Here is a 20,543-nt window from a genome sequence, read left to right as displayed (position 1 = left end):
CGCATTTTACCAGAGCAAAGGGCCGGGAGTAAGCGGAATGTCAGGCCGATTGGCTTGGCCACGGATGGGCTGCAGAGCAGCCCCTGGAATCAACCGCGTTCTGGCTGGAAACGAACCACGAAGCCCTTGAGCTTCTGCTGCCGATTGATCGCATCGCGCAGGCGCTCGGCCTCGGCACGTTCGATCAGCGGCCCCACATAGACCCGATTCATGCCACCGGCCGAACGGATGTAGGCGTTGTAACCCTGGCTGCGCAGGGTTTTCTGCAAGCTCTCGGCCCCGGCGCGATTGGACAGGCTGGCCAGCTGGATCGACCAGCTCACCGGCAAGCCGTTGGCGTCGATTTTCGACGCTGCGCTGGCGCTTGCCGCCGGCGCAGGGGTAGCGGCCGCTTGCGCCTGGGGCTTGGCCGCCGGCTCCGGCGCCTGGGGCTTGGGCTGGACCTGCGCCTGGGTTTGCGGCGACGGCGTGATCGGCTGGCTCGGCGTGGCCACCGGGGCCGAGGACTCATTGACCACCACGGGCGCCTGCTGCGGCTCTTGCGGCAGCGGTTGCGGCTCGGGCACTGCAACCGGCTCTACCTTGACTTCAGGCAAGCTCGGCATCGCCGGTGCCTGCGGGGCCTCGACGCGCACCTGACGCATTTCGTCCTCGCGGGTGAACAGCATCGGCAGGAAAATAACCGCCAGCGCCACCAGCACCAACGCACCCACCATGCGCTGTTTCATCCCTTTATCCAGCACTGCCATCTACTCACCCCTCCAGGGCCTGCTGCCCAAGCCATTCCAGGGCCTCGGCAACACAGAAAAACGAACCGAACAGCAGGATCTGGTCACCCGCCATCGCCTGAGCGCATTGCCCATCAAGGGCGGCGCCGACGCTGGCATAAGACTTCACCGACGCACCGAGGTTCGTCAAGGCGCCGACAAGCTCGGCGGCCGGGCGGCTGCGCGGTGACTGCAAAGGCGCCACCGCCCAGTCGTCGACCAGGCCATGCAAAGGCGCCAACACGCCCGCCAGGTCTTTGTCCGCCAGCAGGCCGAAGACGGCCAAACGCCTGCCCTCGACCGGCCGCACTGACAAGCGACGCGCCAGATACGCTGCTGCATGGGGGTTATGCCCCACATCCAGCAACAGCTCCACGCGCTTGCCTTGCCAATTGAGCGTACGACGGTCCAGCCGCCCGGTGATACGGGTATCGAGCAGCGCCTGACGGATTTGCCCGGCATCCCAAGCAAGCCCCATCAGCAGGTACGCCTGCAGCGCCAGGGTGGCGTTTTCCATCGGCAGGTCGAGCAGCGGCAGCCCTGACAGCTCCACCGCGGCGCCATCTGCTGCCGTACCACGCCAGTGCCAGGTGGTATCGGCGCTGGTAAGGTCGAAGTCGCGCCCACGCAGGAACAACGGCGCCGCCAGTTCACGGGCCTTGTCCAACAGTGGCTGAGGGGGATCCAGGTCACCGCACAGCGCTGGCTTGCCCGGGCGGAAGATGCCAGCCTTCTCGAAGGCGACCAACTCGCGGGTATCGCCCAGGTAATCGACATGGTCGACGCCGATACTGGTCACCAGAGCCAGGTCGGCATCGATGACGTTCACGGTATCCAGACGCCCCCCCAACCCCACTTCAAGCACCACGGCATCCAGCCCGGACTGGTAGAACAGCCAGAATGCCGCCAGGGTGCCCATCTCGAAATAGGTGAGGGAAATCTCGCCTCGGGCGGCCTCGACGGCAGCGAAGGCTTCGCACAGGCGCTCATCACTGGCCTCCTGGCCGTCGATCAGCACACGTTCGTTGTAACGCAACAGGTGTGGCGAGCTGTACACGCCAACCTTCAACCCCTGGGCACGCAGCAACGACGCCAGGAAGGCACAGGTCGAGCCTTTGCCGTTGGTGCCGGTGACCGTCACCACACGAGGCGCCAGCTTGCCCAGGGCCAACCGTGCAAGCACCTTTTGCGAACGCTCCAGCCCCATGTCGATGGCCGAGGGGTGCAACTGCTCGAGGTAGGCGAGCCATTCGCCCAGGGTTCTGTCTTTCATCAGGCGACCGCAGCGGCCTCGCGTGCCTGCTCGGGTGTTTCCTGGCCGGTCATCTGCGCCAGCAGGCGAGCCAGGCGTGGACGCAGATCGCCACGCGAGATGATCAGGTCGATGGCACCGTGCTCCAGCAGGAACTCGCTGCGCTGGAAGCCTTCAGGCAGCTTTTCGCGCACGGTCTGCTCGATCACGCGCGGGCCGGCGAAGCCGATCAGCGCCTTTGGCTCACCGACAATGACATCGCCAAGCATCGCCAGACTGGCGGAAACACCGCCGTAGACCGGGTCGGTCAATACGGAGATGAACGGAATGCCCTCTTCGCGCAGGCGGGCCAGCACGGCCGAGGTCTTGGCCATCTGCATCAGCGAGATCAGCGCTTCCTGCATGCGCGCACCACCGGAGGCCGAGAAGCAGATCATCGGGCAGCGGTTTTCCAGCGCATAGTTGGCAGCGCGGACGAAGCGCTCACCGACGACGGCGCCCATGGAGCCACCCATGAAGGAAAACTCGAAGGCACTGACCACGATCGGCATGCCCATCAGGGTGCCGCTCATGGAGATCAGCGCGTCCTTCTCGCCGGTCTGTTTCTGGGCACCGACCAGACGGTCCTTGTACTTCTTGCCATCACGGAATTTCAGGCGGTCGACCGGCTCCAGCTCGGCACCCAGCTCGGCACGGCCTTCAGCATCGAGGAAGATGTCGATGCGCTGACGGGCGCCGATGCGCATGTGGTGGTTGCACTTGGGGCAGACATCGAGGGTCTTTTCCAGCTCCGGACGATACAGCACGGCCTCACAGGCTGGGCACTTGTGCCACAGGCCTTCTGGCACCGAGCTCTTCTTCACCTCGGAACGCATGATCGAAGGGATCAGTTTGTCGACTAACCAGTTGCTCATGCTTTATTTCTCCAGTATTGGCGGGCGGGGACCAGTCTGGCCGGCCATGCCCTGCCCTTTGAGCTCAAATTCTTCTGTCAAACGATGACGGACCGGCCACAGGGGCTGCCTGTGTACCGCACCGTCGTCAACGTATTCTTTGGCCAACCGGCATGCCGGTAGCCGCCCCGCAGGGCTGCGATAGTTATGGACGATGGCCCGCCGCCAGCCGTCACATCTGGCATCACGCCTGTTTCACCGCGCGCATGAACGCTTCGATCTTCGCCGCGTCCTTGATGCCCTTGGCCTGCTCCACACCACCACTCACATCCACCGCATACGGCCGCACCTGGGCGATGGCCTGGGCGACGTTGCTGGCAGACAAGCCCCCGGCGAGAATGATCGGCTTGCTCAGCCGTGCAGGCACCAGCGACCAGTCGAACGCCTCGCCGGTACCACCGGGCACCCCGGCGACATAGGTGTCGAGCAGGATGCCACGCGCGCCGGCATAGTACCGGCAGGCAGCCTCCAGATCGTCACCCGGGCGTACGCGCAGCGCCTTGATCCACGGGCGGTGATAGCCTTCGCAATCAGCCGGGGTTTCGTCGCCGTGGAACTGTAGCAGGTCCAGCGGCACAGCCTCGAGGATCTCGTTGAGTTCGCAGCGCGAGGCGTTGACGAACAGGCCGACCGTGGTCACGAAGGGCGGCAGTTCGGCCATGATTGCCCGGGCCTGGCGCACATCGACGGCGCGCGGGCTTTTGCCATAGAAAACCAAACCGATGGCATCGGCCCCTGCCTCGACGGCGGCCAGCGCGTCCTCTATGCGGGTAATCCCGCAGATCTTGCTGCGAACATTGCTCATGGACTGCAAACCCTGAGAAACCACTGAAAGGCCCGATGGTAGCAAAAGCGTTTTCGGCCGTCAGTCGGACAACGCCTCGTAGCCGGTCAGAAAGTGTGGGCCGATGTAACGCTGTGGCAGCTGGAATTCCTCCGGATATTCCACCTGAACCAGGTACAGGCCGTAGGGATGGGCCGTTACCCCGCCTTCGCGCCGGTTGCGCCCTTCCAGCACTTCCCGAGCCCAGCCCGCAGCGCGCTCGCCTGCACCGATGGTCATCAGCACACCGGCGATATTGCGCACCATGTGGTGCAGGAACGCAGTGGCCCGCACATCCAGCACGATCATCTGCCCATGACGGGTGACCCGCAGGTGATGGATATGCTTGATCGGCGACTTGGCCTGGCACTGGCTGGCGCGAAAGGCACTGAAGTCGTGAGTACCCAGCAGGAACTGCGCAGCATCGGCCATGCGCTCCACATCGAGCGGGCGGTGATTCCACGTCACTTCCTCGGCCAGGTGTGCCGGGCGGATCGGGTCGTTGTAGATGACATAACGGTAGCGCCGGGCGGTGGCCTTGAAGCGCGCATGGAAATCCGCAGGCATCGGCCGCGACCACACCACACTGATGTCGTGGGGCAGGTTGAAGTTGGTGCCCAGGGTCCAGGCGCGTTCGTCCCGATTGGCGCGGGTATCGAAATGCACGATCTGTCCACAACCATGCACACCGGCGTCGGTACGCCCGGCGCAGACCACCGTGATGGGCTCGTTGGCCACTTTCGACAGCGCCTGCTCCAGCGCCTGCTGGACACTGGGCACCCCGCTGGCCTGGCGTTGCCAGCCGCGGTAGCGCGAACCCTTGTATTCCACCCCCAGGGCGATGCGGGTGAAGCCTTCGGCGGCCGATTCGGTGGCAGCGGTGTCGATGATGTCCAAGAGCGTGAAACCTGTGGGGCAATACGAAGTGCCGGGGATTATAACGACAACGGCAGCCTTGTTGGGCTGCCGTTGGTTTCAAGCTGCGGGTGAGGCCTTCAGACCAGCCGGGACAGCATGTCTTCGGCTTCCAGGCGCTGTGTATCGTCGCCATCCTTGACCACTTCATCGAGGATGTCACGCGCCCCCTGATGGTCGCCCATATCGATATAGGCACGCGCCAGGTCGAGCTTGGTAGCCACTTCGTCGCTGCCGGAGAAGAAATCGAAGTCCAGATCGTCCAGGGGTTCCGGCTCCTGGGCAGCGTCCTCAGCGGTGAAGTGCGGTTCCAGCGACGGCGACTCGAGGTTCTGCGACAGCTTGTCCAGTTCGGCGTTGACGTCGCTCAGCTCGGAAGCGAAGCTCTTGGCGGCCGGCGACTGGTCATCCAGCGACAGCGACAGATCGAAGTCTTCTGGCAGCTCCAGCTCGGAAATCGGGTCGAACTCCGGGATGGAATCGAAAGCGGCCAATTCGGCAGCGACGTCGACCGGCTCTTCCTCAACCGGCTCGGCACCGCTCGGCTCACCCACGTCCAGGTCGAAGTCCGCCAGGTCATCGACGCTCTGCGGTTCCGCCTGAGCCTGCGCCAGCAAGGCTTCGAAATCGGCGTCGGCGTCTGCTTCCTGTGCGGCAGGGTCAGCGACGGCGGGCGGCTCATCATTTGCCTGCACATCCGTCAACGCAGCTTCATCGAGCATCGGCGGTTCAAGGTCGCTCAGGGGCAGATCGTCACTCAACTCAAGGTCGAAGGCACTGTCCGGGCCGTTGTCATCGAGGGCAGGCGTTTGAACGTCGGCCTCGGTTTGCGGTTCAGCTTCAGGCTCGGCATCGACCTCTGCGGGCGATTGCGGCTGGTCTTGCAACAGCTCCTGCACGTACTGCTCATCGAGCTCGGCAGCCAGCGCCGCAGCCCCCACCCCCGCCGCGGCAAGGCCGAGCATGGCCGGGTAGTGCTCTTTGAGCTGACTGACCTGCGCAATATTCTCTTCGCTGGCCGGCAGCTTGCGTTCCTGCTCCACGAACGCGCTGTGGTCACCCTGGCGCGCATAGACCTCCATCAGCTTCAACCGCAGGCCATCATGCTCCGGTTGCGCAGCGACGGCTGTTTCCAACAGGTCGGCCGCATGGTTCAGGCGACCGCGGGCCAGGCTCTGCTCGACCTCGGCCAACAGCTCGGCGTTCGGGTCCTGCTCCGGTAATGGCGCGGCAACGGGTGCCGGGGCAACCGGTTTTTCCGCGGCAACGGCTGCAGCAGCCGAGGCCGCCACCACCGCCGGCGACAGGGTTACGGCGGGCGCCGACACCTGCAGCTCATCGAAGCTGCTCGCAGGCAGGTCGAGGTCGGGATTACGCTCGCCTTCCTCAGCCAGCGCCCGCGCCATACGCAGGTGCTTTTCGGCCTCCTGCTGGGCTTTACGTCGACGCGCCAGCAGCAACAGCAGCAGCAACAGCACGAGGAATGCGGAGCCTGCGATCAGGGCCAGTAGCAGCGGGTTCCCCAGGATGCCATCCAGCGCGCCCGGCTGCTGGCCGGCAGGGGCATCCTCGCCCGCCGTGGCAGCGCCAGGCGCGGTATCGACGGCGGCCGGCGCCGGTGCCACGACGGGCTCGGCAGGCGGTACCTGGGCGTTGTCGGCAGGCTGCACCGGGGCCGACTCACCCGGCAAGGTGGCGGCAGGTGCGGGCTGCCCGGCGGCACCCTGTGCCTCCAGGCGAGCGAGCTGGTCATTCTTGAGCTGAATCAGGCGCTGCAGCTTGTCCAACTGGCTCTGCAGGTCGCTCATCCGGCTTTTGAGTTCTTCGTTGTCACGACGGCTGGTGTCCAGGCTCTCCTGGGCCACGGCCAGCTTGTCGTTGAGCGCCTTGGCATCGCCAGCGTCAGGCTGGTTGCCAGGGCTGACCAGGCGCAGGTTGTCACCCTGGGCGATACGCTCGGGCGCCGCATCGGCAGCGCCGCGGCGGGTGGCGTCAAGCTGCCGGGCGCGCGGGCCAAGGCGCCGGCCCTCACGCCATGCAGCATACTGTTCGGCCACTTCGCGATTGGCTTCGGCCTGGGGGATGCTCTGGATCTGCTGCTGATCGGGCAGACGCAATACCTGGCCAACTTTCAACTGGTTGATGTTGTTGCCGATGAAGGCATCCGGGTTCAGCGCCTGAATGGCGATCATGGTCTGCTGCACCGACCCACCGTTCTGGGTATTGCGTGCAGCAATCTGCCAAAGGGTATCGCGGCGCTTGGTGGTGTAGCTGCCGGCGCTGCTGGTTGCCGGGGTGACATTGGCCGCGGCAGGCTGCTCGCCCTGGGCCTTGGCCTGGTCGAGCAGCACACTGTAGTCACGCAGCAGACGGCCCTGAGGCCACATCACCTGCACCAGAAACTTGACCACCGAGCCCGGCAGCGGCTGACTGGAGGTAACCCGCAGCACGCTCTTGCCATTGGGGTTGATCACCGGGGTGAAGGTCAGGTCCTCGAGGTAGCCCGGGTATTCCACCCCGGCCTTGCTGAACTCTTCCGGCGGCGCCAGGCTTGGTGCCACTTCGGCAGCGGTGAGGTCGCGCACATCGAGCAATTCGATCTCGGCGTCCAGCGGCTGGTTCTGCGCCGATTTGAGCGTCAGTTCACCCAACCCCAAGGCATTCGCCATGCCAGATGACAGCGCCGACGCTGCCGCCATGGCCAGAACCAGTTTGCGAATTCGAAGCATGACCTCATCCCTTGTATGAATCGTCCCGAAACCGCGCGCGGTGCGGGACAAAAGTGCTCGCCAGTATCTTTTACGCTATGTGTTTAATCAACAATTGCGCCACCTGCACGGCGTTGAGCGCAGCGCCCTTGCGCAGGTTGTCGGTGGTCAGCCACAGGTTGAGCTGCTGGTCTTGCTCAACACCATGGCGTACACGACCAACATAGACCACGTCTTGGCCTACTGCGTCCCCTACCGGGGTCGGATAATCATCTCGCTCGACCAGCTCGACACTGTCGGCACCCTCCAAGGCAGCATTGACTGCAACCAGATCCACAGGTTTACGGCTCTGTACCGCCACACTGAAGCTATCGCCAAAAAACACCGGGACTTGAACGCAGGTCACGGAAATCTTCAGTTCCGGCTGCCCCAGCAACACCGGCAGCTCAGCGACCAGCCGGCGCTCGAGTGCCGTGTGGCCCTGCTCGTCTGCCGCACCGACCTGGGCCAGCACGTTGAACGCTACCTGGCGGTCGAAAAAGCGCGGCTCCAGTGGGCGGGCGTTGAGCAGCTCGGCGGTCTGCCGGGCCAGTTCATTAACTGCCTCCCGGCCCTGGGCAGACACCGCCAGCGCCGCCATGACCTGCACGCGCTCGATGTCCAGCAGCCCCTTGAGTGGCGCCAGCGCGACGGCCAAGGCAACGGCTGCGGCAGTGGGGCTGGCGATGCACGCCGGCAGCGCCAGGCCGGCGATGCACTCGGCGTTTGCTTCAGGCACGACCGCAAGGGCGTCATCCAGGCCGCCAGACAGGTCGATGACCGTGCAGCCGGCCGCATGGGCCTTGCGGGCAAAGCTACGGCTGACGGCCGGGCTGGCGGCGAAGAAGGCCAGTTTGACCTGGGTGAAATCGAAACTGTCGACTTCACGCACCTTGATCTTCTTGCCAGCGAACATCACGCTGCTGCCCGCCGACTCCATGCTGGCCAGCAGGTGCAGCGTGCCGACCGGGAAGTGCAGTTCTTCGAGAATCTGTACCAAGGTTTCACCGACGCTACCGGTGGCGCCGACGACGGCGATGTCCAGGGGTTGGGTCATGGAGAGGATCCTTTTGCTGTAACGGCGGGGGGCGGCACTTTACTCGGATTGTAACGTTTTGTCTGTGCTGGCCCTACCGGGGCCGGCGCAGGCACAAAAAAACCCGCGCTGTCACCAGGGCGGGTTTTCGGTGCAACGCAGAACGATCAACGCTCCAGCAGAATCCGCAGCATGCGGCGCAGCGGCTCGGCAGCGCCCCACAGCAGCTGATCGCCGACGGTGAACGCGCCCAGGTACTGCGAGCCCATGTTCAGCTTGCGCAAACGGCCCACCGGAATGTTCAGGGTACCGGTGACGTTGGTCGGGGTCAGTTCCTGCATGCTGATCTCGCGCTGGTTCGGCACCAGCTTCACCCATGGGTTGTGCTGGCTGATCATGCCTTCGATATCGGCCAGTGGCACGTCCTTGTTCAGCTTGATGGTCAGCGCCTGGCTGTGGCAGCGCATGGCGCCGATGCGCACGCAGATGCCATCGACCGGGATCGGGCTCTTGAAGCGGCCGAGGATCTTGTTGGTCTCGGCCTGGGCCTTCCACTCTTCACGGCTCTGGCCGTTGGGCAGCTCTTTGTCGATCCATGGGATCAGGCTGCCAGCCAGGGGCACGCCGAAGTTTTCGGCCGGGTAGGCATCGCTGCGCATGGCCTCGGCCACCTTGCGGTCGATGTCGAGGATGGCGCTGGCCGGGTTGGCCAGGTCATCGGCCACCGCCGCGTGGGTAGCGCCCATCTGCTTGATCAGCTCGCGCATGTTCTGCGCACCGGCACCGGACGCCGCCTGGTAGGTCATGGCGCTCATCCACTCGACCAGGCCCGCTTCGAACAGGCCGCCAAGGCCCATCAGCATCAGGCTGACGGTGCAGTTGCCGCCGATGTAGTTCTTGGTGCCGGCATCGAGCTGCTGGTCGATCACCTTGCGGTTGACCGGATCGAGCACGATGACGGCGTCGTCCTGCATGCGCAGCGACGAGGCAGCATCGATCCAGTAACCCTGCCAGCCAGCTTCACGCAGCTTTGGGAACACCTCGTTGGTGTAGTCGCCGCCCTGACAGGTCAGGATCACGTCGAGGGTCTTGAGTTCTTCAATCGAATAAGCGTCCTTGAGCGGAGCAATATCCTTGCCCACGCTCGGGCCCTGGCCACCGACATTGGAGGTAGTGAAGAACACCGGCTCGATAAGGTCGAAATCCTGCTCCTCCAGCATCCGCTGCATGAGCACGGAACCGACCATACCGCGCCAACCGATCAGACCTACACGTTTCATCGCAACTACACCTTTGCTAAAAGTGGGCCGCCACCGACCAAAAACGGTGGCGGGCCAGAGAGATTACAGATTCCGCAGCGCTGCGACTACTGCGTCGCCCATTTCCTGCGTACCTACCTTGCTGCAACCGGCCGACCAGATGTCGCCGGTACGCAGGCCCTGGTCCAGAACCTGGCTTACCGCCTGCTCGATGGCCTCGGCTGCGGCCTGCTGGTTGAAGCTGTAACGCAGCATCATCGACACCGACAGGATGGTCGCCAGCGGGTTGGCAATGCCCTGGCCGGCGATGTCCGGCGCCGAGCCGTGGCAAGGCTCGTACATGCCCTTGTTGTTGGCATCGAGCGACGCCGAAGGCAGCATGCCGATCGAACCGGTCAGCATGGAAGCTTCATCCGACAGGATGTCACCGAACATGTTGTCGGTCACCATCACGTCGAACTGCTTGGGCGCGCGCACCAGCTGCATGGCGGCGTTGTCGACATACATGTGGCTCAGTTCCACGTCCGGGTAGTCCTTGGCAACGTCCTCGACCACTTCACGCCACAGCTGGCTGGAGGCCAGGACGTTGGCCTTGTCCACCGAGCACAGCTTCTTGCCACGCACGCGGGCCATGTCGAAGCCGACGCGGGCGATACGGCGCACTTCGCTCTCGCTGTACGGGAGGGTGTCATAGGCCTGCCGTTCGCCGCCTTCGAGCTCACGCTGGCCGCGCGGGGCACCGAAGTAGATGCCGCCAGTCAACTCACGGACGATCAGGATGTCCAGACCCGAAACGATTTCCGGCTTGAGCGACGAGGCATCAGCCAGTTGCGGGTAGAGGATGGCCGGGCGCAGGTTGGCGAACAGGCCCAGCTGCGAGCGGATTTTCAGCAGGCCGCGCTCAGGGCGGATGTCACGCTCGATCTTGTCCCACTTCGGCCCGCCCACCGCGCCCAACAGCACGGCATCGGCCTGGCGCGCACGCTCCAGGGTCGAGTCGGCCAGCGGCACGCCATGTTGGTCGATGGCAGCACCGCCGATCACGTCATGCGCAAGGCTCAAGCCAAGCTGGAACTTGTCGTTGGCCAGCTCCAGCACCTTGACCGCCTCGGCCATGATTTCCGGACCGATACCATCACCTGGGAGAATCAGAATCTGCTTGCTCATGCTTTCCTCTATCCATTCAAGCGGCGCGGCCAGCCCGGCCGCACCGTAAAAAACTCAGCGCTCGGCCCACAACACGATGACATCGGTGCTGAACGAGCCATCGGCTTCAATCTGGTAATACTGCCGCACTTCCTCGCCCATGGCTTGCTGCAACTGGCGTATGGCCACGCGCAGCGGTTCGGGCGTGCGCATGCGCTCAACCCACGAGCTCCATTCCAGGCGCAGGCGCTGGCGCGTGTGGCTGCGGGTATGCAGGCCGGCTTCGCTGACCTGGCGCTGCCACTCGGCGGCAGAATAATCGCGTACGTGGCTGGTGTCGCGCAGCACTTCAACCGTTTGCAAATAGGTATCGAGCAACGGGCTGCCCGGCGACATCACGTCGATGAACGCCGCCACCCCGCCCGGCTTCAGCACGCGGCGCACTTCACGCAGGGCCACGCCCACGTCGCTCCAGTGGTGCGCCGAATAGCGGCTGAAGACGTAATCGAACGCGGCATCGGCGAACGGCAGGCGTTCGGCGGCACCGCACTGGGTGCTGATATTGCCCAGGCCGCGCTCGGCAGCGGCACTGGCAACCACGTCGAGCATCGACTGCGACAGGTCGTAGGCGACCACCTCTGCCACCAGAGGCGCGATGTGGAAGCTGACATGGCCGGCACCACAGCCCAGGTCCAGCACGCGAGCCGCACCCTGCCCGGCCAGCTCGGCTTGCAGCAGGGCAAATTCACTGCCCTGGGCATGCACGGCGCTGCTGAGGTAGGCACTGGCCTGTTCGCCAAACTGGCGTTGGACCACATCGGTGTGGGTGGTGCTGGTCATGGGCGCGTTCCTTTTGATTTTGGGTTGTCTCTACGGCCGCTATCGCCGGCAAGCCGGCCCCCACAGAGCCCCCACAAGCGTCAACACCTGTGCAGGACGTGTGGCAGCCGGCTTGCCGGCGCTGAGGCCAGCAAACCCGGTTACATCATTCAGGCATCACGGAACAGCCAAGGCTGTGCGGCGCGGTGTTTGCCCTCGAAGGCCTTGATCGCCTCGCCGTCCTGCAAGGTCAGGCCGATATCGTCCAGACCGTTGAGCAGGCAGTGCTTGCGGAACGCGTCGATCTCGAAGTGCAGCACCTTGCCGTCCGGGCGGGTCACCGCCTGTGCCTGCAGATCGATGGTCAGCTGGTAGCCGGGGTTGGCTTCGACCTGCTTGAACAGCTCATCGACTTCCTCATCGCTCAGAATGATCGGCAACAGGCCGTTCTTGAAGCTGTTGTTGAAGAAGATGTCGGCGAAGCTCGGCGCGATCACGCTACGGAAGCCGTATTCGTCCAGCGCCCAAGGCGCGTGCTCGCGGCTCGACCCGCAGCCGAAGTTCTCCCGTGCCAGCAACACGCTGGCGCCCTGGTAGCGTTCGTGATTGAGCACGAACTCTTTGTTCACCGGGCGCTTGCTGTTGTCCTGGTAAGGCTGGCCAACGTCCAGGTAACGCCACTCATCGAACAGGTTGGGGCCAAAGCCGGTACGCTTGATCGACTTGAGGAACTGCTTGGGAATGATCTGATCGGTGTCGACATTGGCACGGTCCAACGGCGCGACGAGACCGGTGTGCTGGGTAAAGGCTTTCATGCTGCGCTCCCTTGGATCAACTCGCGAACATCGATGAAGTGACCAGTCACCGCTGCAGCGGCAGCCATGGCCGGGCTGACCAGGTGGGTACGGCCACCTGCACCCTGACGCCCTTCGAAGTTGCGGTTTGACGTGGACGCGCAGTGCTCGCCGCTTTCCAGGCGGTCCGGGTTCATGGCCAGGCACATCGAGCAGCCTGGCTCACGCCACTCGAAACCCGCCTCGAGGAAGATCTTGTCCAGGCCTTCACGCTCGGCCTGGGCCTTGACCAGGCCCGAACCCGGCACCACGATGGCTTGCTTGACAGTGGCAGCCACCTTGCGGCCTTTGGCGATTGCAGCTGCGGCGCGCAGGTCTTCGATCCGCGAGTTGGTGCACGAGCCTATGAATACACGGTCCAGCTGGATATCGGTGATCGCCTGGTTGGCGCTCAGGCCCATGTACTTCAGGGCGCGCTCGATCGAGCCACGCTTGACCAGGTCGGTTTCGGCGGCAGGGTCCGGCACACGCTGGTCGACGGCCAGGACCATCTCGGGCGAGGTGCCCCAGCTGACCTGCGGCTTGATTTGCGCCGCATCGAGCTCGACCACGGTGTCGAACACCGCATCGTCATCGGATACCAGGTCTTTCCACGCCTCGACTGCACGCTCCCACTGCTCGCCTACAGGCGCATAAGGGCGGCCTTTGACGTAGGCAATGGTGGTGGCATCGGTGGCAACCAGGCCAACCCGCGCACCGGCCTCGATCGACATGTTGCAGATGGTCATGCGGCCTTCCATGGACAGGGCGCGGATGGCGCTGCCAGCGAATTCCATGGCGTGGCCGTTGCCACCAGCGGTGCCGATCTTGCCGATCACGGCAAGCACGATGTCCTTGGCCGTGACGCCGACAGGCAATGTGCCCTCGACGCGCACCAGCATGTTCTTCATCTTTTTGGCGACCAGGCACTGGGTGGCGAGCACGTGCTCGACCTCGGAGGTGCCGATACCATGGGCCAAGGCACCGAAGGCGCCGTGGGTGGAGGTGTGCGAGTCGCCGCAGACCACGGTCATGCCAGGCAAGGTGGCGCCCTGCTCGGGGCTGATGACGTGGACGATGCCCTGGCGAACGTCATTCATCTTGAATTCGACGATGCCGTATTCGTCGCAGTTCTCATCGAGGGTCTGCACCTGCAGGCGCGACACCTGGTCGGCGATGGCCTCGATCCCGCCCTTGCGTTCCGGGGTAGTCGGCACGTTGTGGTCAGGGGTAGCGATGTTGGCATCGATGCGCCACGGCTTGCGGTTGGCCAGGCGCAGGCCCTCAAAGGCCTGGGGCGAGGTCACTTCGTGGATGATATGGCGGTCGATGTAGATCAAGGACGAGCCGTCATCACGGCGCTTGACCTCATGGGCTTCCCAGAGTTTGTCGTAGAGCGTTTTGCCAGCCATCAGACTGTTCCTCATCAGCGTCTTTCTATGCCAAAGACCCCTTGGCTTGTACGGACGATGCTATGGCGATAGATTGAATAACTCAAATTCATAATTTTCATGCTTTGCATAACCATCAGGAATTCGAACAATGGACCTGGCCAACCTGAGCGCCTTCATTGCCATTGCCGAGACCGGCAGCTTCTCCGGGGCCGGCGAGCGCCTGCACCTGACCCAACCGGCCGTGAGCAAGCGCATTGCCGGGCTGGAGCAACAGCTGGACGTGCGCCTGTTCGATCGTCTGGGCCGTGAGGTGACCTTGACCGAAGCTGGCCGCGCCCTGCTGCCGCGCGCCTATCAGATCCTCAACGTCCTCGATGATACCCGACGTGCGCTGACCAACCTGACCGGGCAGGTGAGTGGTCGCCTGACCCTCGCCACCAGTCATCACATTGGCCTGCACCGCCTGCCCCCGCTATTACGGGCATTCACTCGCCAGCACCCGGCCGTGGCGTTGGATATTCAGTTCCTCGATTCGGAAGCGGCCTACGACGAGGTGCTGCACGGCCGCGCCGAGATAGCGGTCATCACCCTGGCACCCGAGCCCCATCACCTGATCAAGGCCATCCCCGTCTGGGACGACGCCCTGGACTTCGTCGCTGCCCCCGAGCACCCGCTGGCCAGCAATACCCGGGTCAGCCTGGCGGACGTTGCCCGCCACCCGGCGGTATTCCCAGGCGGCAATACCTTCACCCACCACATCGTCCAGCGCCTGTTCGAAAGCCAGGGGCTGACCCCGAACATCGCCATGAGCACCAACTACCTGGAAACCATCAAGATGATGGTCTCGATCGGCCTGGCCTGGAGCGTGCTACCGCGCACCATGCTCGATGATCAGGTTGCACCCATCGCATTACCCGGCATACAGCTGTCACGCCAGCTAGGCTACATATTGCATACCGAGCGAACGCTATCGAACGCCGCCAGGGCCTTCATGGCCTTGCTCGACAGCCACGCAGGGCCCGCCTGACCGGTCGTCAGGCCTGCACTTCCAACCCAGGGACGCCTCAAACGCCAAAGGTCTGGTACCCATGCCCAAATCAGCAAACCGCTTTCCGCGCCTGCCGCGCATCCCTGCGGCCAATCCCAGGGAGTCGGAGCAGGCCTGGCAGAACGCCCCGCAACTGCTGGCTGCGCTCAATGGTGCACGCCTGGGCGCCTGGCTGTGGGACATCGACAGTGGCCGGGTGAGCTGGTCGCGCGGCACCCAGGCACTGTTTGGCTTCGATCCGCAGCGTCCTCTGCCCAACGATATCGATTACCTCGACCTGCTACCGGAAGAAGATCGCGCCCGCACGCGCCAACTGTTCCAGGCAGTGGTCAACGGTGAGCCGGCCGAGAAAGCCATGCGCCATCGCATCCGCTGGCCGGACGGGAGCCTGCATTGGCTGGAAATCAACGGCAGCCTGACCCACGACCCCCAAGGCCGGCCCCAGATGATCGGGGTGATCCGCGAGATAACCCGCCAGCGCGAACGGGAAACCGCTCTGATCAACTCGGAGAAGCGTTTTGCCACCCTGTTTCACCTGAGCCCCAACGCGATTCTTCTCACCCGCCGCCACGACGGCATGATTTTCGAAGTCAATCAGCATTTCGAGGACATGTTCGGCTGGCCCGGTGACCAGGTGATCGGCAAGACCAGCCTGGAGCTCGGCATCTGGGTGAACCCGGAGCAGCGTCACCAGGTGCTGGAGGCGACCCGTGCCAGCGGCAGCCCGGCCATCATGGAGGTGCAGTTGCGCGCCAGCAGCGGCAAGATTCACGACGGCATTCTGTGCACCCAGGGCATCGAGCTGGAAGGGGTGACGTTCCTGCTCAGCACCTTCGTCGACACGTCCGAGCGCAAACGCGCCGAGCAAGCGCTCAAGGATAGCCAGGAACGCCTTGACCTGGCCCTGGACTCGGCGCAACTGGGCACCTGGGACTGGCACATCCCCAGCGGCATGCTCTATGGCTCGGCCCGCGCCGCGCAATTGCACGGGCTGGACCCGATACCCTTTCACGAATCGTTCGACGCGTTTTTCGAAGGCGTGCCCCAGGACGAGCGCGATGGCATGCGCCAGGCTTACCGCAGCCTGCGCGAAGGCCCAGCGGGCAACTACCAGATCACCTACCGTGTGCAACTGGAAGACGGCGCTTCACGCTACATCGAAAGCCGAGCACGGCTGTACCGCGACGAGTACGGTAACCCGTTGCGCATGGCTGGCACCCTGCTGGACATCACCGAGCAGGTCGAGCGCGAACTGCGCCTGAGCGCCTCGGAAGAGAAATTCGCCAGCCTGTTCCAGGTCAGCCCCGACCCGATCTGCGTAACCCGTCAGGACACCGGCCAGTTCATCGAGATCAACCCGGCCTTCACCCAGACCTTTGGCTGGGGCAGCGAGCAGGTGATCGGCCGTACCGCTGAACAGATCGGCCTCTGGGCCGAGTCGATCGAACGCGCGCAACGCATCGAACGGGTCATCCGCGAACAGGCCCTGAGCAACGTGGCCGTGGTGGTCAACCACCGCAACGGCTCACCCCTGACCTGTGTGATTTCCAGCCGGCTGATCAGCGTCGACAACCAGCCCTGCAGTGTCACCACCCTGCGCGACATCACCCAACAGCAACGGGCCGAAGCAGCGCTCAAGTCCAGCGAAGAGAAGTTCGCCAAGGCGTTTCATTCCAGCCCGGACGCCATCACCATCACCGAGCGCCACAGCGGCCGCTATGTGGAGGTCAACGATGGGTTCTGCCGGCTCACGGGCTACAGCACCGCCGAAGTGATCGGCCGCAGCGTCTACGAGCTGGGTATCTGGGCCGACGACAAGCAGCGTCGCGCTTTGCTGATTGAGCTGAAGGAGCGTGGCCGGGTGCACCACCGGGAGATGCTCGGGCGCACCAAGCGTGGCGACATCCTCACCGTAGAGGTCTCGGTGGAACCGATCAGCCTCAACGAGACCGATTGCCTGCTACTCACCGCCCGCGATGTCAGCCAGCTGAAGAATGCCCAGGCGCAGATCCGCCACCTGGCCTACCACGACCCGCTGACCAACCTGCCCAACCGCGCCTTGCTGATGGACCGCCTGAGCCAGCAGATCGCCCTGCTGCGCCGGCACAACCTGCGCGGCGCCTTGCTGTTTCTCGACCTCGACCATTTCAAGCACATCAACGACTCCCTCGGCCACCCGGTCGGCGACACGGTGCTGAAGATCATCACCGCCCGGCTGGAAGCCAGTGTGCGCCTGGAAGATACGGTGGCACGCCTGGGTGGCGACGAATTCGTGGTATTGCTCAGTGGCCTGGAAGGCAGCCGCGAGGCCGTGGAGGACAAGGTTCGCGAGCTGGCCGATACCCTGCGCGAACTGCTGGCCGAACCCATGTCGCTGGATGGCCAGCGCCTGCAGGTAACACCGAGCATCGGCGTGGCTTTGATCCCGGACCACGGCACCACCCCTGCCGACCTGCTCAAACGCGCCGACATCGCCCTTTACCGTGCCAAGGACTCAGGGCGCAACACGACCCAGTTGTTCCATACCACCATGCAAAAGGCGGCCAGCGAGCGCCTGCGCATGGAAAGCGACCTGCGCCTGGCACTGGCACGCGGTGAACTGGCCTTGCACTTTCAGCCCCAGGTGGACGCCCGCGACAACCGTATCGTCGGGGCCGAGGTACTGTTGCGCTGGCATCACCCGCAACTGGGCCAGCAACCGCCGGCTCAGTTCATCCAGGTGCTGGAGGAAAGCGGCCTGATCCTGGAAGTGGGCAGCTGGATACTCGACGAAGCCTGCGACGCTTGCTCGCGGATGCTGGCAGACGGGTTGATCGATGCCGATGATTTCAGCCTGTGCGTGAACATCAGCCCCAGGCAGTTTCGCCAGAACGACTTCGTCGAACGGGTGCTGCGCAGCCTGGACGACTACCGCCTGCCGCGGCACATGCTCAAGCTTGAGATCACCGAAGGCATCGTGATCCAGAACCTGGAAGACACCATCAGCAAGATGCGCGAGCTCAAACGCCATGGGGTGAGCTTCGCCATGGACGATTTCGGCACGGGCTACTCCTCGCTGACGTACCTCAAGCGCTTGCCGGTGGACGCACTGAAGATCGACCAGACCTTCGTGCGCGACGCTCCATTGGACGCCAACGACGCCGAGATCGTCCGCGCCATCGTCGCCATGGCGCGCAGCCTGGACCTTGCGGTGATCGCCGAAGGCGTGGAACTGACCGAGCAACTGGAATTTCTTGAACGGCTGGGGTGTCACCTGTACCAGGGTTACCTGCACAGCCGGCCGCTGCCGCTACCGGAGTTCCGGCAAATGCTGCTGGAAGCCCCCGCCGATTTCTAAACGACGAAAACCGATGGGGTGCCGGCCAATCGCAAAAAAGCCGGCCCCCACAGGTACGGCGCGATCCTGTGGGGGCCGGCTTGCCGGCGATGGGCTGCTTAGCAGCCCTGATACAGCCGCCAGCCTCAGTTGAGTGCTGGTTTGTCACCATTGATCGGAATGCGCTTGGCCTTGGCTTCTTCCGGCACGAGGCGCAGCAGGTCAATGCTGAGCAGCCCATTGGCGAGGCCGGCTGATTTGACCTCGATATGGTCCGCCAGGCGGAACGACAGCTTGAATGCGCGCTGGGCGATGCCCTGGTGCAGATAGGTCACTTCATCAGCGCTGTTATCGCGTTTGCCACCGATCACGGTCAGGACGCCTTTCTCGACCTGAAGGTCGAGGTCCTGTTCCTGGAAACCGGCTGCGGCAACGACGATGCGATAGTGGTCATCGCCATGTTTTTCAACGTTGTAGGGTGGGTAGCTGCTACCCGCCTCGTTACGTGCCGCGGACTCGAACAGGTCGTTGAAACGGTCGAAGCCAACGGAATGGCGGAACAGGGGTGCAAGAGAGAAAGCGGTAGTCATGGTCATAAACTCCTGAGATTCAGCAAGTAAAGTCACTACGCGACCCGACTTCGGCATCGCGTACTGAATAAATAAGGCTCAGGAAATGGCTTTCAAGGGGTAAAAACAAAAAATTTTTCGGTGAATTTTACCGGCCCCGGGCACCACGGATCACGCGACACAGGCGTCGAATGCCTGCACCTCAGCGCCCAGCAGCCGACTGATCCGCTGGCAATCATCTTCCCTGCGCAGCTCGGCAAACAGCAGCACCGCTTCGGGATAACTGCGCGTCAGCATCGCCAACCACTGCTTCATCCGCCCCGGCGCATAACGCGGCGACAACTTGGCCTGGGCCTGGCGCCAGAACTCGCGCAGCAAGGGCAATAACGCCTCCCAGCTCATCGGCTGGTACTCACGCCCGTCACGCGCCGCCGCAATCTGCAAGGCCAGGTCCGGCCGCGACACCAGGCCCCGACCGAGCATGATGTCCTCGGCCCCGCTCACCTCGCGGCAACGCCGCCAGTCGTCCACGGTCCAGATCTCACCGTTGGCGAACACCGGCACCTTGACCACATCCTGCACCCGCGCCACCCACTCCCAGTGCGCGGGCGGTTTATAGCCCTCGACTTTGGTGCGCGCATGCACCACCAGGTGCGCCGAGCCGCCCTCGGCCAGCGCGCTGGCGCACTCGAGGGCACCGTCCGGGCTGTCAAAGCCAAGGCGCATCTTGGAGGTGACCGGGATGTGCGCCGGCACTGCGCGCCGCACTTCCCGCACGATGGCGTGCAGCAATTCGGGCTCCTTGAGCAGCACGGCGCCGCCGCGTGACTTGTTCACGGTCTTGGCCGGGCAACCGAAATTAAGGTCGATGACCGGCGCACCCAGCTCACAGGCCAACGCCGCGTTTTCGGCCAGGCAGACGGGATCCGAGCCCAGCAACTGCACCCGCATGGGTACGCCGGCGGCCGTGCGCGCGCCCTGGCGTAGCTCAGGTGCAAGCTTGTCGAATGAAGACGCAGGCAGCAGGCGGTCGCACACGCGGATGAACTCGGTGACGCACCAATCGATGCCGCCCACTCGGGTCAGGACGTCGCGCAGGATGTTGTCGACCAGCCCCTCCATGGGGGCCAGGGCAATTTGCATTTCGAGGTCTCGCCGGGAAAAGCCGGCAGTCTAACAAAAATGCCGGGGATTCAGGCGCCGGTCAGCGCCGGACCGTAGCCGTCGATGAACTCCGCCGGCATGCGCCTGGGCTTGCCGCTGGACAATTCGATACAGGCGAAGGTGGTCTGCGCGCGCAGCAGGGTCACACCGTCACGCGGGCGCTTGAGCTGGAAACGCCGGGTCATGCGCAGGCGCTGGTCCCAATCGATGATCCAGGTTGCCAGTTGCAACTCATCATCTTCGTAGGCGGCAGCGAGGTAGTCGATTTCATGGCGCACCACCGCCATGGCCCGGTCAAGGCGCCGGTACTCGGCCAGGTCCAGCCCCAGGCGCTGGGAGTGGCGCCAGGCGCAACGCTCCAACCAGGTGACGTAGACCGCGTTGTTGGCGTGCCCGAGGCCGTCGATGTCCTCGCCGCCGACACGCAGGTCAATGATGAATGGCGTTGCCAGGTCCCAACTCATGCCCGCTCCCAATGTCAGTGAACGGGCAGAGTGTATCG

Annotated in this window: 17 protein-coding genes; 2 read left to right on the top strand and 15 right to left on the bottom strand. The window is 63.9% G+C overall.

Features of this window, described 5'->3' with window-relative positions:
• Window positions 1–89 precede the first annotated feature (89 nt).
• The 12 genes from JNA92_RS01735 to leuC form a co-directional block, all read right to left on the bottom strand.
• Entirely contained in the window at window positions 90–749 is a 660-nt protein-coding gene (locus JNA92_RS01735) for an SPOR domain-containing protein (protein WP_241803065.1), read from the bottom strand.
• Window positions 750–753: 4 nt separating this feature from the next.
• Window positions 754–2,040, bottom strand: a complete 1,287-nt coding sequence (folC, locus tag JNA92_RS01730) for a bifunctional tetrahydrofolate synthase/dihydrofolate synthase (RefSeq protein WP_241803064.1) — start codon at window positions 2,038–2,040, stop codon at window positions 754–756.
• Complete coding sequence (gene accD / locus JNA92_RS01725; RefSeq protein WP_241803063.1) at window positions 2,040–2,933, bottom strand: acetyl-CoA carboxylase, carboxyltransferase subunit beta; 894 nt, start codon at window positions 2,931–2,933, stop codon at window positions 2,040–2,042. Before accD ends, folC begins: the two co-directional genes overlap by 1 nt.
• Before the next feature lie 223 nt (window positions 2,934–3,156).
• Window positions 3,157–3,777 carry a phosphoribosylanthranilate isomerase gene (locus JNA92_RS01720; RefSeq protein WP_241803062.1) on the bottom strand — a complete coding sequence of 207 codons (621 nt, stop codon included), beginning with the start codon at window positions 3,775–3,777 and terminating at the stop codon, window positions 3,157–3,159.
• 60 nt (window positions 3,778–3,837) lie between these two features.
• Window positions 3,838–4,692, bottom strand: coding sequence for a tRNA pseudouridine(38-40) synthase TruA (truA, locus tag JNA92_RS01715; RefSeq protein ID WP_241803061.1), 855 nt, complete (start codon window positions 4,690–4,692; stop codon window positions 3,838–3,840).
• 98 nt (window positions 4,693–4,790) lie between these two features.
• Window positions 4,791–7,439 (bottom strand): FimV/HubP family polar landmark protein, encoded by a 2,649-nt coding sequence (locus JNA92_RS01710; RefSeq protein WP_241803060.1) that lies wholly within the window; start codon window positions 7,437–7,439, stop codon window positions 4,791–4,793.
• Window positions 7,440–7,509: 70 nt separating this feature from the next.
• The gene (locus JNA92_RS01705) at window positions 7,510–8,514 is read right to left on the bottom strand and encodes an aspartate-semialdehyde dehydrogenase (protein ID WP_241803059.1); all 1,005 of its coding nucleotides are present in this window, start codon (window positions 8,512–8,514) and stop codon (window positions 7,510–7,512) included.
• A gap of 146 nt (window positions 8,515–8,660) precedes the next feature.
• Window positions 8,661–9,773 carry an aspartate-semialdehyde dehydrogenase gene (gene asd, locus JNA92_RS01700; protein ID WP_241803058.1) on the bottom strand — a complete coding sequence of 371 codons (1,113 nt, stop codon included), beginning with the start codon at window positions 9,771–9,773 and terminating at the stop codon, window positions 8,661–8,663.
• Window positions 9,774–9,836: 63 nt separating this feature from the next.
• Window positions 9,837–10,919 carry a 3-isopropylmalate dehydrogenase gene (leuB, locus tag JNA92_RS01695; RefSeq protein ID WP_241803057.1) on the bottom strand — a complete coding sequence of 361 codons (1,083 nt, stop codon included), beginning with the start codon at window positions 10,917–10,919 and terminating at the stop codon, window positions 9,837–9,839.
• Window positions 10,920–10,973: 54 nt separating this feature from the next.
• The gene (locus JNA92_RS01690) at window positions 10,974–11,738 is read right to left on the bottom strand and encodes a class I SAM-dependent methyltransferase (protein WP_241803056.1); all 765 of its coding nucleotides are present in this window, start codon (window positions 11,736–11,738) and stop codon (window positions 10,974–10,976) included.
• Between the two features lie 149 nt (window positions 11,739–11,887).
• On the bottom strand, window positions 11,888–12,532 hold the full coding sequence (gene leuD / locus JNA92_RS01685; protein WP_241803055.1) for a 3-isopropylmalate dehydratase small subunit: 645 nt from the start codon (window positions 12,530–12,532) through the stop codon (window positions 11,888–11,890).
• Complete coding sequence (gene leuC, locus JNA92_RS01680; protein ID WP_241803054.1) at window positions 12,529–13,962, bottom strand: 3-isopropylmalate dehydratase large subunit; 1,434 nt, start codon at window positions 13,960–13,962, stop codon at window positions 12,529–12,531. The genes leuD and leuC overlap by 4 nt, the downstream gene beginning before the upstream one ends.
• Window positions 13,963–14,092: 130 nt before the next feature.
• Between leuC and JNA92_RS01675 the strand changes: the two genes are divergently transcribed.
• The gene (locus JNA92_RS01675) at window positions 14,093–14,971 is read left to right on the top strand and encodes a LysR family transcriptional regulator (protein WP_241803053.1); all 879 of its coding nucleotides are present in this window, start codon (window positions 14,093–14,095) and stop codon (window positions 14,969–14,971) included.
• A 61-nt stretch (window positions 14,972–15,032) separates the two neighbouring features.
• Window positions 15,033–18,329, top strand: a complete 3,297-nt coding sequence (locus JNA92_RS01670; RefSeq protein ID WP_241803052.1) for a PAS domain S-box protein — start codon at window positions 15,033–15,035, stop codon at window positions 18,327–18,329.
• Window positions 18,330–18,454: 125 nt separating this feature from the next.
• Here the strand turns inward: JNA92_RS01670 and JNA92_RS01665 are convergent, their stop codons facing one another.
• The 3 genes from JNA92_RS01665 to JNA92_RS01655 all read right to left on the bottom strand — a co-directional run bounded on the left by JNA92_RS01665 (window position 18,455) and on the right by JNA92_RS01655 (window position 20,505).
• Complete coding sequence (locus JNA92_RS01665) at window positions 18,455–18,898, bottom strand: Hsp20 family protein (RefSeq protein WP_241803051.1); 444 nt, start codon at window positions 18,896–18,898, stop codon at window positions 18,455–18,457.
• Between the two features lie 150 nt (window positions 18,899–19,048).
• Window positions 19,049–20,020 carry a tRNA dihydrouridine synthase gene (locus tag JNA92_RS01660; protein WP_241803050.1) on the bottom strand — a complete coding sequence of 324 codons (972 nt, stop codon included), beginning with the start codon at window positions 20,018–20,020 and terminating at the stop codon, window positions 19,049–19,051.
• 50 nt (window positions 20,021–20,070) lie between these two features.
• Window positions 20,071–20,505 carry an acyl-CoA thioesterase gene (locus tag JNA92_RS01655; protein WP_241803049.1) on the bottom strand — a complete coding sequence of 145 codons (435 nt, stop codon included), beginning with the start codon at window positions 20,503–20,505 and terminating at the stop codon, window positions 20,071–20,073.
• Window positions 20,506–20,543: the final 38 nt, after the last annotated feature.

The sequence above is a fragment of the Pseudomonas putida genome (genome assembly GCF_022627325.1).
Lineage (GTDB): Bacteria > Pseudomonadota > Gammaproteobacteria > Pseudomonadales > Pseudomonadaceae > Aquipseudomonas > Aquipseudomonas putida_X.
The sequence above is the reverse complement of the archived record's forward strand: the minus strand, read 5'-3'. Positions and strand labels throughout refer to the sequence as shown.

What these genes read in the sequence shown, in the direction of transcription:
- JNA92_RS01690 (WP_241803056.1), bottom strand. Translation starts at nt 11,738, where the DNA reads ATGACCAGCACCACCCACACCGATGTGGTCCAACGCCAGTTTGGCGAA.
- JNA92_RS01675 (WP_241803053.1), top strand. Translation starts at nt 14,093, where the DNA reads ATGGACCTGGCCAACCTGAGCGCCTTCATTGCCATTGCCGAGACCGGC.
- JNA92_RS01710 (WP_241803060.1), bottom strand. Translation starts at nt 7,439, where the DNA reads ATGCTTCGAATTCGCAAACTGGTTCTGGCCATGGCGGCAGCGTCGGCG.
- JNA92_RS01665 (WP_241803051.1), bottom strand. Translation starts at nt 18,898, where the DNA reads ATGACTACCGCTTTCTCTCTTGCACCCCTGTTCCGCCATTCCGTTGGC.
- JNA92_RS01670 (WP_241803052.1), top strand. Translation starts at nt 15,033, where the DNA reads ATGCCCAAATCAGCAAACCGCTTTCCGCGCCTGCCGCGCATCCCTGCG.
- leuB (WP_241803057.1), bottom strand. Translation starts at nt 10,919, where the DNA reads ATGAGCAAGCAGATTCTGATTCTCCCAGGTGATGGTATCGGTCCGGAA.
- JNA92_RS01735 (WP_241803065.1), bottom strand. Translation starts at nt 749, where the DNA reads ATGGCAGTGCTGGATAAAGGGATGAAACAGCGCATGGTGGGTGCGTTG.
- folC (WP_241803064.1), bottom strand. Translation starts at nt 2,040, where the DNA reads ATGAAAGACAGAACCCTGGGCGAATGGCTCGCCTACCTCGAGCAGTTG.
- JNA92_RS01720 (WP_241803062.1), bottom strand. Translation starts at nt 3,777, where the DNA reads ATGAGCAATGTTCGCAGCAAGATCTGCGGGATTACCCGCATAGAGGAC.
- leuD (WP_241803055.1), bottom strand. Translation starts at nt 12,532, where the DNA reads ATGAAAGCCTTTACCCAGCACACCGGTCTCGTCGCGCCGTTGGACCGT.
- accD (WP_241803063.1), bottom strand. Translation starts at nt 2,933, where the DNA reads ATGAGCAACTGGTTAGTCGACAAACTGATCCCTTCGATCATGCGTTCC.
- JNA92_RS01655 (WP_241803049.1), bottom strand. Translation starts at nt 20,505, where the DNA reads ATGAGTTGGGACCTGGCAACGCCATTCATCATTGACCTGCGTGTCGGC.
- JNA92_RS01660 (WP_241803050.1), bottom strand. Translation starts at nt 20,020, where the DNA reads ATGCAAATTGCCCTGGCCCCCATGGAGGGGCTGGTCGACAACATCCTG.
- asd (WP_241803058.1), bottom strand. Translation starts at nt 9,773, where the DNA reads ATGAAACGTGTAGGTCTGATCGGTTGGCGCGGTATGGTCGGTTCCGTG.
- leuC (WP_241803054.1), bottom strand. Translation starts at nt 13,962, where the DNA reads ATGGCTGGCAAAACGCTCTACGACAAACTCTGGGAAGCCCATGAGGTC.
- JNA92_RS01705 (WP_241803059.1), bottom strand. Translation starts at nt 8,514, where the DNA reads ATGACCCAACCCCTGGACATCGCCGTCGTCGGCGCCACCGGTAGCGTC.